This window comes from Bradyrhizobium sp., assembly GCF_049798375.1.
GTDB lineage: Bacteria > Pseudomonadota > Alphaproteobacteria > Rhizobiales > Xanthobacteraceae > Bradyrhizobium.
Genome location: NZ_JBARGP010000792.1, coordinates 1 through 11,351 on the forward strand (window position 1 = coordinate 1; position 11,351 = coordinate 11,351).

General features: G+C 63.9%; 11 protein-coding genes and 1 pseudogene. 10 read left to right on the top strand and 2 right to left on the bottom strand.

Annotated features, from left to right (window positions below; all coding sequences use genetic code 11):
- Nucleotides 1-189 (top strand): annotated as a pseudogene (locus tag WA702_RS30170) (hypothetical protein); the annotation flags it as partial.
- Between the two features lie 31 nt (nucleotides 190-220).
- Here the strand turns inward: WA702_RS30170 and WA702_RS30175 are convergent.
- On the bottom strand, nucleotides 221-736 hold the full coding sequence (locus WA702_RS30175; RefSeq protein WP_425114184.1) for a ferritin-like domain-containing protein: 516 nt from the start codon (nucleotides 734-736) through the stop codon (nucleotides 221-223).
- 85 nt (nucleotides 737-821) lie between these two features.
- Between WA702_RS30175 and WA702_RS30180 the strand changes: the two genes are divergently transcribed.
- From WA702_RS30180 to WA702_RS30210, 7 genes are all read left to right on the top strand, one after another.
- Nucleotides 822-1,427 (top strand): cell envelope biogenesis protein TolA, encoded by a 606-nt coding sequence (locus tag WA702_RS30180; protein ID WP_425114185.1) that lies wholly within the window; start codon nucleotides 822-824, stop codon nucleotides 1,425-1,427.
- A gap of 238 nt (nucleotides 1,428-1,665) precedes the next feature.
- Entirely contained in the window at nucleotides 1,666-2,121 is a 456-nt protein-coding gene (locus tag WA702_RS30185; protein ID WP_425114186.1) for an Hsp20 family protein, read from the top strand.
- An 80-nt stretch (nucleotides 2,122-2,201) separates the two neighbouring features.
- The gene (locus WA702_RS30190; RefSeq protein WP_425114187.1) at nucleotides 2,202-2,540 is read left to right on the top strand and encodes a hypothetical protein; all 339 of its coding nucleotides are present in this window, start codon (nucleotides 2,202-2,204) and stop codon (nucleotides 2,538-2,540) included.
- Nucleotides 2,541-2,551: 11 nt separating this feature from the next.
- A complete protein-coding gene (locus tag WA702_RS30195; RefSeq protein ID WP_425114189.1) occupies nucleotides 2,552-2,743 on the top strand; it encodes a hypothetical protein in 192 nt (63 codons plus the stop codon).
- A 237-nt stretch (nucleotides 2,744-2,980) separates the two neighbouring features.
- Entirely contained in the window at nucleotides 2,981-4,759 is a 1,779-nt protein-coding gene (gene treZ, locus WA702_RS30200; RefSeq protein WP_425114190.1) for a malto-oligosyltrehalose trehalohydrolase, read from the top strand.
- 715 nt (nucleotides 4,760-5,474) lie between these two features.
- Nucleotides 5,475-5,696, top strand: a complete 222-nt coding sequence (locus WA702_RS30205) for a hypothetical protein (RefSeq protein ID WP_425114191.1) — start codon at nucleotides 5,475-5,477, stop codon at nucleotides 5,694-5,696.
- Between the two features lie 92 nt (nucleotides 5,697-5,788).
- Nucleotides 5,789-8,893, top strand: a complete 3,105-nt coding sequence (locus WA702_RS30210; RefSeq protein ID WP_425114192.1) for a DEAD/DEAH box helicase — start codon at nucleotides 5,789-5,791, stop codon at nucleotides 8,891-8,893.
- Nucleotides 8,894-8,942: 49 nt separating this feature from the next.
- Here the strand turns inward: WA702_RS30210 and WA702_RS30215 are convergent, their stop codons facing one another.
- Nucleotides 8,943-9,140 carry a hypothetical protein gene (locus tag WA702_RS30215; RefSeq protein ID WP_425114193.1) on the bottom strand — a complete coding sequence of 66 codons (198 nt, stop codon included), beginning with the start codon at nucleotides 9,138-9,140 and terminating at the stop codon, nucleotides 8,943-8,945.
- A gap of 113 nt (nucleotides 9,141-9,253) precedes the next feature.
- Here WA702_RS30215 and WA702_RS30220 point away from each other — a divergent pair, with 113 nt between their 5' ends.
- Nucleotides 9,254-9,844 (top strand): cysteine hydrolase family protein, encoded by a 591-nt coding sequence (locus WA702_RS30220; RefSeq protein ID WP_425114194.1) that lies wholly within the window; start codon nucleotides 9,254-9,256, stop codon nucleotides 9,842-9,844.
- Between the two features lie 197 nt (nucleotides 9,845-10,041).
- On the top strand, nucleotides 10,042-11,351 hold a 1,310-nt coding region (locus WA702_RS30225; RefSeq protein ID WP_425114195.1), incomplete at its 3' end, for an FdhF/YdeP family oxidoreductase.

The following is an 11,351-nucleotide window of genomic DNA, read 5'->3' on the forward strand; positions in this document are numbered from 1 at the left end:
CTGCTGGCCTTCGCGCTGATGTTTTCCGTGTTGGTGACAACCAGCATTGTCGGCGCCTTTCTCGGGGCCTCCGCGGCCTGGCTGGTCGTCGCTGTGGCGGCCTGGATGGTGCGGCGGAAAACCAGGCTGGTGCGCAGGAACACTGGCAGTGCAGAGCAACGCGGCCCCGCGCTGCCGCGGAGCCGGTAGTTTATCATCAGACGTTCAGGCCACGAGACGATCAGGCCACGCTCGAGGCCTTGCTGTTGACTCCCTTGCGCAATGCCACGGTGTTGAGCTTGGTGTTGGCCGCCTTCTCCTCGTTCAGATTGGTCGTGAGGAAGCGCACGATCTCCTCATGGCCGAGTTCTTCGGCCCATGCGATCAAGGTGCCATAGCGGCACATCTCGTAGTGCTCCACCGCCTGCGCGTTTGCGACGATGGCGGCGTCCAGCACGGCCTTGTCCTCGATCTCGCCCGCGGTCTCGTCGGCCTCCTTGATGATGCCGTCGATCGCCGGGCATTGCGTGCCGCTCGGCTGCTTGCCGAGCTTGGCGAACACCTTGTCGAGCCGCTCGACCTGCTTGTTGGTCTCCTCCAGATGCGCCTTCAGTCCGGCAACGAGGTCGCGGTTGGTCGCCTTGTCGATCATCTTCGGCAGTGCCTTGAGAATCTGCTGCTCGGCGTAGTAGATGTCCTGCAGACCATGCATCAGCAGGTCTTCCATCGATTTGATGTCTTTGGTGAAGATGCCCATAATCGAAGTCTCCTGGCCATAATGGCAAGGGAACTCCGATGGTCGCCGGCTGTTCCCGTCGGGGTCGGTGGCTGGTCGCGGATCGATGGCAAGACAACTCAAGACGTTCGAGACGTCACTCGGCTTTTTTGATCTGGCGATCGCGGCGCCATCGATGAAGGCTGCGCTGCAGGCCTGGGGCGCCGACAGCAATCTCTTCCACCAGGGCGCGGCGCGCGAAAGCAAAGATCCGGACGTCGTCGCTGCGACCCTGGCCAAACCCGGCGTCGTGCTCAAGCGTCCCGTCGGATCGGATCAGCCTTTCGGCGAAACTGCCGACCTGCCGACAAATCTCGACGACCACAAGCGCCGCCCGGCCAGGGTGCGGGCCAAGCCGAACAAGCAGCCGCCCCAGAAGACTGACGACAAGGCCGCACGCAAGGCCGCACTGGCCTACGAGAAGGAGCAGAAGCGCCGGGAGGCCGAGCGCAGGAAGGAAGAGGCTGCCCGGGACAAGGAGCGCGCGCGGCGCGAGCAGGCCACGGTCAAGGCGCAGGCCGCACTGGACAAGGCAGAACGGGAGCACGAAACCAGGGCGGCCGCGATCGATGCCGAGCGCGAGGCGCTGGAGAGCAGATCGCAGGCCGAGGACGCGCGCTGGGAGAAGCAAAGGCGGCGGCTGGATGACTCGCTGCGCAAAGCGCGGACGTAGCGGGTCCGGCACCGGCACCCGCGCCGGCAAACTGGCTGTCCATTCCGTCCGCAGTTCTCGCGCAAAAATTTTGCAAAAAAAATGCTGAGACCCCCTTGAAACAGCGGACGGCTCACTAATTTTTGTGGCGTCGCTGTACGCGACCGGAGCGCCTGTCGGGCTCCGCCGATTGAGACGGGCGCCGGATGAGGTGTCCGGCGCCGGCTCGTACCCATCTTGCTCCAAGGAGGATTTGGCTATGAGGTATGATTGGACTCCCCTCTGGAGGTCGACCATCGGCTTCGACCGCCTTTTCAACGTGCTCGACGAGGTCCAGCGGACCAGCGAAGAGACGTATCCCCCCTACAACATCGAACGGACCGGCGAGGATCGTTTCCAGATCTCGGTCGCACTCGCGGGCTTCACCCCGGATGAGGTGGCGCTGACGGCCGAGCAGAACGTGCTGACCCTCGAAGGCCGCAAGGCGGCCGAGACCAACGAACGGCAATTCCTGCATCGCGGCATCTCCGCCCGCTCGTTCAAGCGCCAATTCACGCTGGCCGACCATGTCGAGATCAAAGGCGCTCGCTTCGAGAACGGCTTGCTGATCATCGACCTGATGCGCGAGATCCCCGAGGCGATGAAGCCGCGACGTATTGCGATCACCGAGGCCGGCCCGTCCGGCCCGCGGCAGATCGCGGCAAAGGCGGCGTAAGCCGGTTCACCACCGCTGATCGCTGCCGTGCCGAGCCAGCGCGGCAGCACACCATCAACTCGTCAACATTGGAGGCACCCATGCGGCCGACGACCGCCTTATCCGATACTGCAACGACCGACAACGTTTTCGATTTCAATTCCCTGCTTCACCCCGGCACCGTCTTCGAGCACCCGCGGGATGTCGTCGCGGACGCCCGCCTGACGATCGCCGAGAAGCGCGCCATCCTCGCGTCATGGGCATCCGACGCGTCGGCCATCGCATCCTGCCCGGCGTTGCGTGCGCCCGATGGGCTAAAAGCGCCTGTCAGCATCGATGACATTCTCGAGGCGCTCTCTGCCCTGGATGATGGCCCGCGCAATCCGCCGGGCGGCAAGCCGATGCGGCTGCGCTCGGCCGAGCGCCGGGCGGCAGCTTGAGGAGAGGTACAATGCAGGACATAAATCTGCCGCGCCATGTCGTCGAGGCGCTTGAGAAGAAGTGGGCCGAGCGGCTTCAGCAACAGGCCGCTGCCCGGCGGACGACCAGGACGCCCGTGCGCAGCCGAACCGATTCCGGGCTCGTGATCGAGCATCAGATTCGGCGGCGACAGCCTGCTGCCGTCTCGGCGAGCACACCGTGAACGCGTGAGCCGCTCGGGCACCTCGGCAAGCCCGGGCGGCCGTCATTGGCGCGCGTCTGGGCGCGTGCTCTCGTCCTTGGAACGAATGGACCGAGCCCTGCTTGTCAGTCGGCGAACCGGGAGGCCTATCGGCGACACGGCCCCGGCAAGAGGACGCGAAAGGCGGGAGCGTTGAACCAGCGTTTGGGACGTGATGAGCAGAGCCGACGCCATGGACCGCAGTTCGTTGACGGCGGCGTGTGCTTCAGTCTGTGGGCGCCGACAGCCCGGTGCGTCGAGTTGCTTGAGACCGGTCGACCGCCGCGCCAGATGGCGCGCGACGATGACGGCTGGTATCAATCGCTGAGCGAGACCGCGCGCGTCGGCACGCGCTATCAGTTTCGCATCAACGGCGAACTGGTCGTCCCCGATCCCGCCTCATTGTTTCAGCCCGACGATGTCGGCGAGCCCAGCGAGGTCATCGACACCGCCGCACTGCGCGATGAGGTTCACTATGCCGGCCGGCCCTGGCCGGAAGCCGTCATCTATGAGCTGCACGTCGGCACCTTCAGCGTCGAGGGCAGCTATGCTGGCGTCGAGAACAAGCTGTCCTATCTGCGCGATCTCGGCGTCACCGCGATCGAGCTGATGCCGCTCAACGACGTCCCCGGACGGCACAATTGGGGCTATGACGGCGTGCTGCTCAATGCGCCCAACGCCCGCTACGGCCGGCCGGAAGATCTCAAGCGGCTGCTGCGCGCGGCGCATGAGCTCGACATCATGGTCTATCTTGACGTCGTCTATAATCATTTTGGCCCCCAGCTCAACTATCTGCACAGCTACGCCGAGCCCTTCTTCAATGCGCGTCATACGACCGGCTGGGGGCCCGCGGTCAACCTCGAAGGCAAGGACGGCGCCTTCGTCCGCGAATTCCTGATTGGCAACGCGCTGATGTGGCTGCGCGACTACGGCTTTGATGGGCTGCGCTTCGACGCCGTGCACGCGTTGAAAGACGATTCCGACCGGCATTTTCTGGTCGAGTTGGCCGAGACCGTGCGCGCTGAATTGCCGGGCCGGCATGTGCACCTGATGCTGGAAAACGAGGCCAATCAGGCCCATCTGCTCGAACGCGCAAACGGCCGGGTCGGGCTCTACAACGCGCAATGGGGCGATGACTTCCACAATGCTCTGCATGTGCTGCTGACGGGTGAACGCGAAGGCTACTACCGTGCCTTTGCCGACAAGCCGCTGGCGCATCTGGCGCGATCCCTCACCGAGGGCTTCGCCTATCAGGGCGAGGTCTTCCCGCTACATGACGCGCCGCGCGGCGAGGCCAGTGCTCACCTGCCCCCCGAGGCGACCATCTTCTTCGCGCAGAACCATGATCAGATCGGCAATCGCGCGTGCGGCGAACGGCTGTCGAAGCTGGTCAGTCGCGCGCAACTCACCCAAGCCATGGTGCTGGTGCTGCTCAATCCGCACATCCCGCTGCTGTTCATGGGCGAGGAGGCGGCGGTCGAGACGCCGTTTTTGTTCTTCGCCGATTGGTCCGGCGAAGCGGCCGATCTCACGCGCGAGGGCCGGCGCAAGGAATTCGCCCATTTTCAGGCGTTCTCCACGCCGGAGATGCGCGAGAAAATTCCAGACCCCTGCGATGAACGGACATTTCTTGCCTCGAAGCTCGACTGGCGCGCCATCGAGCAGGCGCCGGCCAGCGCGGAGTTTCGTGCGCTGACGCAGCATCTGTTGCGGATTCGGCGTGACCGCATCGTGCCGCTGATCAAGCAGGGTTTTACAGCGGCGACAGCCGACCTGCTTGGTACGAGCGATGCGGCGGGAGGGCTTGATGTGCGCTGGAAAACCGGGAGCGGAGATACGCTGCAGATTGTCGCCAATCTTTCGGATGGCGGCTTGCCGATGCCGGCCTTGATCGACGGCGACACGTTGTGGCCGCTACAGGCGGTAAAGCAGGACGTGCTGGCGCCAGCCGATATCGTCGTGCGGCTTCGGTCGAATATTGATTTGCCGCAGGCGTGAGGACGAAGGGCTATCGCACATGGGTTCTTCCCGCGTATATAAGCGCCGCGGGCCTCATGGTTCGAGACGGCGCTTTGCGCCTCCTCACCATGAGGGTGGAGATACCCCGTGGATATCTCGCTGCGAAGTAAGCCCTTATTTTCCTGAGGAGGCGCAGGCGGCCGTCTCGAAGCTGCTAGCTCCAAAGCTTCCCGATACGGATGATTTGCGCGGAAACGGAAATTTTCGCCGCCCCGTCAGAGCGATAGGCAATTTCAAGGCTTTAGGACGAAAATATTTTTCTTTCGTTTTTTCGGAAAATGTGGTTTGTTGTCTGCATCCCGCCTCATCGAAGAGGGGCGTACGCGTCGTCACGATACGTAGAGGCGGGTTGCGATGGACGTGCGAGCGACGGCAGACGACCGGCGTGCGCACGGACGGCGAAGTCGTGTGGTCCTGGCGTCCCGGTGCTGACGCCCTGCGCAACGCGTTCACGCGTTGTCGCAGAACGGGGGCAAGAGAGCCGGTCCCCGGGGAGAGTACGTATAAGCCGTAAGCCATTCGCGCGGGGAAGGCCGGGCGATTTCGGCTGCACCTGTGGTTCTGCCGCGTGCTTTTTTGTTGCACGCGGACCATGGGCGTCAGCCGGCGCCCGGCCTTCCCTGCGCCCTCTTGCGGTTGAGGGCGGCAATCGTCAACGTAGCTCGGGCATCGCATGCCGCGAGGACGCGGCCGCATGTCTGAGCGCGTTCAATGGGGCAAATCGAATCGTGGCCTCGATGCGCTCACGCGTGGACTTCGGTTCCTGCTCAACAACGGAACGAACATTTCGAGAGCTGTTTGTCGTATCGACGTCGAGAAAGATTTGGCGCGGCTTCGCATCTCAAATCCGGTAAAGCTTCTCGACGATTCGCTGCCGCATCCGGCCCTTCGACGATCAATCACGGGATCATTGTGACCACCTCTCCTCGCACTGTCAGTCGCGCAAAGAAAAAGAAGCAGAAGACGCCTTCGGCGCGGACCGCAATATCCTCATCATCGCCGCTCGGCATGCTCTCGCTGCATTTGCTGGCGCAGTGGCGAAAGGCCGGCCGCAATGGTCTGGTCTTTCTGGCCGAGACCGAGAACCGAGCCGAGCGGCTGGGAGCGATCATGCACGCGCTGGAGCCCGGCTGTGACGTGCTGGTTTTTCCGCGGCTGAATACACTGCCGTTCGATCAGTTGGAGCCGTCGCGCGATCTCGCCGGCAGACGTAGTTCTGTCCTGCGGCGCCTCGCGAAGTCGAAGAAGCCGGCGCTTCTGATCACCACGGCGGAAGCGATCATGGAGCGGCTGCCGATGCCGGCGAACTGGTCGAAGATCAGCTTCGCCTTGAAGGTCGGAAGCGCATTCTCGGAGGCCGATCTTCAGGCGCATCTCGAGACGCTTGGATACGACGCGGACGACGAACCGGATTATCCGGGCGGCGTGCTGTTTCACGGCAATACGTTCGAGATCTTTCCCGCAGGCGCGCTCGGTCCGTTCCGAATAGAACATTCCGGAGGGACAATACGACGGATCGCGGCATTCGACCCAAGCGATCAGGAAGTCATTTCCGAGCTAAAGGAGCTTCTGATCGATCCCATGTCGGAGCGGCTGGCGTTCGCAAAGCAAGGCAGCAAAAGGTCGAGCCTGTTCGGTTATTGCGCGAACGCCAAATGGATGGCCGATGCCGCGGCGCCGGCGCATGCAATGGCCTGGCTTGCGACGATCGAGGACGCGGCGGTCCGTGCGGAGCGAGAGCGCGCATACCTGACCAAACGCGATTGGGAACAGGGGGCAAAGCAGATCACCGTGCTGCCCCGCGACGCGGCCTATCGTCAAACGCCGGACTTTTCCAAATTGGCTGCGCCAAGGAAGGCGCTGCGCGCCTTCGTCAGCGAGACGCAACGGAGCCGTGCGCGCATTCTGTTTGTGGCCGCGGTGGACGAGGATCTGCGCCTGATGGGACGTATGAGCGGGGTACGCGCCGAGTGCTTCTCCGATTGGGCGGACGCGACGGCCAAGGGCAGGGGCGAAGCCGCGCTGTTGGCCGATTTCGACAAGGGCTTCGTGGTACCGGGTCCGAAGCCGCTCGTGGTGATCACTGCGACCGATGTGCTCGGCAGCAGGGCGCATCATCCGCAGCCGATGAGCCGGGCCTGGACCGCGGCTTTCGAGGCGGTCGACCTGCCCGAGATCGGCTCGGTGGTCATTCACCTGCAGCGCGGGCTGGCACGCCTCGGCAGTTTGCAGACGGTCGGCGGCGACAACATGCCCGCACGTGAGATGATCAGGCTCGAATTTGCCGGCGACGACGCCGTTCTTGTTCCGCTCGCCGAGCTGGCCCTGATCTGGCCTTACGCATCGGAGCTCGGCGACATCTCCCTGGACAAGGCCGACGGAAGCTCATGGCACGCCCGGCGTGCGGAGGCCGAGGCCGCCATCCATACTGCGGCCAAGCAGCTGTCCAAGCAGATGGCCCAGCGGCGGCGACGCCGCGCGCCGAAACTCGTGCCGCCCGGGGCAGCTTACGAAAAATTCGTGGCCCGCTTTCCGTATTTCACCACGGTGGACCAGGCGGAAGCCATCAGTGACGTGCTGGACGATCTGGCGTCGGGTCATCCGATGGATCGGATCATTTGCGGCGACGTCGGGTTCGGCAAGACCGAGGTGGCGTTGCGCGCGACGGCCGCGGCCGTGCTGGCGGGAAAACAGGTCGTGATCGCGGTGCCGACGACGGTACTCGCGCGCCAGCATGCCACGACGTTTGCGCGGCGCTTCGCGCCGCTCGGCATCGAGGTCGGAAACCTGTCACGGATCGCATCGGCCTCCGAACTGCGGGATGTGAAGGAACGGCTCAGAAGCGGCGAGCTGAGAGTCGTGGTCGGCACCCAGGCGCTCGCGGCGGCTGACGTGAAGTTTTCCGATCTTGGACTCGTCATCGTCGACGAGGAGCAGCATTTCGGCGCGGCCGAGAAGGCGAAGCTGTCGGCGATGGCGAAGCATGGGCATACGCTCTGGATGAGTGCGACGCCGATTCCACGCACGCTTGCGGCCGGTCTCGCGGGCCTGCGCGATATCAGCGTGATCGCGACGCCACCGGTTCATCGCGTGCCGATCGTGACCCGGGTTGCGCCGTTGTCGGATGCGGCGATTGCCGCGGCCCTGCTGCGCGAGCACAGGCGCCATGGACAGAGCTTCGTGATCTGCCCGCGGATTCGCGATATCGAGCCGATGCTGGCGCGGATCCAATCCATGGCGCCGGAGCTTCGTGTTGTCGCCATCCATGGCAGGCTGCCGGCCGACGAGATCGATGAACGGATGATGAGCTTCGTCCAAGGCGAAGCCGACGTGCTGCTCGCCACCAACATCGTCGAGAGCGGCCTCGATATTCCGCGCGCCAATACCATCGTGGTGAGCGGGCCCGAGATGTTCGGCCTGGCGCAGCTGCATCAGCTCAGGGGACGGGTCGGCCGCGGCGGCATCCGGGCATTTGCGCTGTTCCTGACCGATGCGGGCTCCGCGCAGTCCGAGAAGCGGCTGGCTGTTCTGGAGGAGCTGAACCGGCCCGGCGCAGGCTTTGCGATCAGCGCGCGGGATCTCGATCTCCGTGGCGGCGGCGATTTCATGTCCGATGAGCAGTCGGGCCACATGCAGGTGTTCGGTCCGACGCTTTCCAGCCAGCTCCTGAAACTGGCGGTCGAGAAGGACCATGAAGGCATGGCCGGGCTTTGGCTTCCGGAGCTGAACTTGCCGACATCGGAGCTGCTGCCGTCGAGCTACGTACAATCCGAGGCCGTACGGCTCGAGATCTACACACGAGCGGCGCGGTGTCGGAACGACGAGGAACTGGAAGACCTGGAGGATGAAACCATTCGCCGCCTGGGCAAGCTACCGCCGGCGGCGCAGGAGTTTTTTGCGATTGCGAGGCTGAGGATCAATTGCCGGGACCGAGGCATCGTCCGGCTCGATGTCGGGCCCGAGGCGATCGCGGCGATGCTGCTCGCGGGACGGCTCAGGAAGATGAAATCCAAGCTGCTGCAGCGCGATGGCGATCGCATCATTTATGTCAGCAAGAGTAAGGCGGAGCCGCTGAAGCGCGTCGAGGAGTTCCTCGATCTGCTGGATCAATGACGGCCCGAGGCTCAGTTTGTCAGTTTGATGGAAGCGACCCGCCGTCGTCTCAGGCCGCCGGCAATGGTGGATGCGCCGTGCGCGGATGCCGCTCGTGCAGCAGCCGGGCCATCGCCTCGCGCTGGTCGTCGCGGCCCTTCATTGCGGTTTCGAACAGCGTCTCCTGGAGATCTCGCGGCAGATCGCCCCACATCGACAAGGCGGCCTGCCCTAAGGCAGCAACGAAGTCTGGATTCGCTTTGGCCATACTGGGCTCCCCGCTCTCGCAGCGCCGCGCGCGCCGCTCGTCATGTCCAATTGGAACGAGGTTCCGGCCGAACTGTTCCCCATCTGCAAGAGCAGGAAGCAGGAACAGGCACGATGGATGAGATCCGGAACGCGGTTCATTTGTGCACCGACATGCAGAACATCTTCGCTCCTGGCGGCCTCTGGGCAACGCCCTGGATGACCAAGGTGCTGCCGGCGATCGAGGCGGTCGTCGCGCGTTACCGCGAGCGCACGGTCTTCACGCGCTTCATCCCGCCGCTGCATCCCGAGGAAAGACCTGGCCGCTGGCGCCATTATTTCAAACGATGGGAGCAGGCCACGCGCCAGAACCTTCACGGCAACGAGCTTGACCTGGTGCCCGCGCTGGCGCCCTACGCGCCGCCGGCGCTTGTCGTCGACAAGCCGGCCTATTCGGCATTCACGCGGTCGGGATTGTACGACCTCCTGGTCGGCAAGGGCATCGAGACCGTGGTGCTGACCGGCGCGGAGACCGACGTCTGCGTGCTCTCGACCGCGCTCAGCGCCGTCGATTTCGGCTTTCGCGTTGTCATCGTCGAGGACGCGCTCTGCAGCTCCTCCGACGAGGGGCACGATGCACTGATGACGATGTACCGGATGCGCATGCACGAACAGATCGATCTGCTCACGGTCTCGGAACTCTTCGACCTCTGGCGACGGGAGTAGGTGCGCGAGCGATGAGCGCCGCGGTGCAAGAAGGAACGATAGCTGCGACAACGACTTGGAGAAAAGACTGCTCGCTCCATGGCCGCTTCACTGTCCCACCACGTGTCATCACCCGTGAATGCGGCCGCCCCGTAAGGGCGGGGCGAACGATTGGGCGCGGTTGCGCGCACGCCGAATGGACAAGGTGAGGGATCGTTATGACCGCAAAACGCAAGCTGGGCGACAAGCTCGAAGTCCAGGACTACGATCATCCGTCCGGCGGTTGGGGCTCGGTCAAGTCTCTGGCGCAGAGCCTGACCCGGGATCACGTTCCCTTCCGCGGCCCGCGCGTGCTGTTGAAGCAGAACAAGCCCGACGGCTTCATGTGCGTCAGTTGCGCCTGGGCCAAGCCCGCCGATCCCAGGGTGTTCGAATTCTGCGAGAACGGCGCCAAGGCGACCACCTGGGAAATCACCCACAAGCGCGTCACGCCCGCCTTTTTCGCCCAACACACGGTGAAGGAGCTCGAGGGCTGGGACGATCATCACCTGGAATCCGAAGGCCGCCTGACCCATCCGATGCGCTATGACGCAGCCTCCGACAAATATGTCGAGGTGAGCTGGCAGGACGCGTTTGCCGATATCGGCAGGGAGTTGCAGGCGCTCGCGCCCGAGAGCGTGGTGTTCTACAGCTCGGGACGCGCTTCGCTGGAAACCGCCTTCATGTACGGCCTGTTCGCGCGGGCCTATGGCAACAACAATCTCCCCGACAGCTCCAACATGTGCCACGAGACCACCTCGTCCGCACTGCCGGAATCGATCGGCGTTGCCGTCGGCACGTGTACGCTGGACGATTTTGCCAAGACCGACTGCATCTTCTTTTTCGGCCAGAACGTCGGCACCTCCAGCCCGCGCATGCTGCACCAGCTCCAGGAAGCATCTAAGCGCGGCGTGCCGATCGTGACGTTCAATCCGCTGCGCGAGCGGGGGCTGGTCGAGTTCACCAATCCGCAATCGCCGGTGGAGATGCTGAGCGGATCGGCGACCCGGATCACCTCGCAATATCATCAGGTCAAGACTGGCGGCGACACCGCGGCCATCATGGGCATCGCCAAGGCGATGTTCGAATTGGAGGCGGCAGGCGGCCCCGATGCGGTGATCGACTATGACTTCATCCGCGAGCACACCCATGGCTGGGATGAGTTCGCAACCGCGGTGCGTGAATGTCCTTGGCCGCAGATCGAGCGGCGCTCGGGCCTGACGCGCGGCGCGCTGGAGGCGGCCGCCCATGTCTACGTGCACGCCAAATCGGTGATGTTCGTCTACGGCATGGGGCTTACTCAGCACGAAAAGGGCGCCGAGACCGTGCAGACCATGGTCAGCCTCGCTCTGATGCGTGGCAATATCGGCCGTCCCGGCGCCGGCATCTGCCCGGTGCGGGGACACTCAAACGTGCAGGGGCAGCGCACGGTCGGCATCACCGAAAAGCCTGAAAAGGTCCCGTCGGATAAGATCAAGCAGCTGTTTGG

Excerpts from the sequence above, each read along its gene's own strand:
- WA702_RS30175 (WP_425114184.1), bottom strand. The coding sequence starts at position 736 with ATGGGCATCTTCACCAAAGACATCAAATCGATGGAAGACCTGCTGATG.
- WA702_RS30180 (WP_425114185.1), top strand. The coding sequence starts at position 822 with ATGGCAAGACAACTCAAGACGTTCGAGACGTCACTCGGCTTTTTTGAT.
- WA702_RS30185 (WP_425114186.1), top strand. The coding sequence starts at position 1,666 with ATGAGGTATGATTGGACTCCCCTCTGGAGGTCGACCATCGGCTTCGAC.
- WA702_RS30190 (WP_425114187.1), top strand. The coding sequence starts at position 2,202 with ATGCGGCCGACGACCGCCTTATCCGATACTGCAACGACCGACAACGTT.
- WA702_RS30195 (WP_425114189.1), top strand. The coding sequence starts at position 2,552 with ATGCAGGACATAAATCTGCCGCGCCATGTCGTCGAGGCGCTTGAGAAG.
- WA702_RS30205 (WP_425114191.1), top strand. The coding sequence starts at position 5,475 with ATGTCTGAGCGCGTTCAATGGGGCAAATCGAATCGTGGCCTCGATGCG.
- WA702_RS30210 (WP_425114192.1), top strand. The coding sequence starts at position 5,789 with ATGCTCTCGCTGCATTTGCTGGCGCAGTGGCGAAAGGCCGGCCGCAAT.
- WA702_RS30215 (WP_425114193.1), bottom strand. The coding sequence starts at position 9,140 with ATGGCCAAAGCGAATCCAGACTTCGTTGCTGCCTTAGGGCAGGCCGCC.
- WA702_RS30220 (WP_425114194.1), top strand. The coding sequence starts at position 9,254 with ATGGATGAGATCCGGAACGCGGTTCATTTGTGCACCGACATGCAGAAC.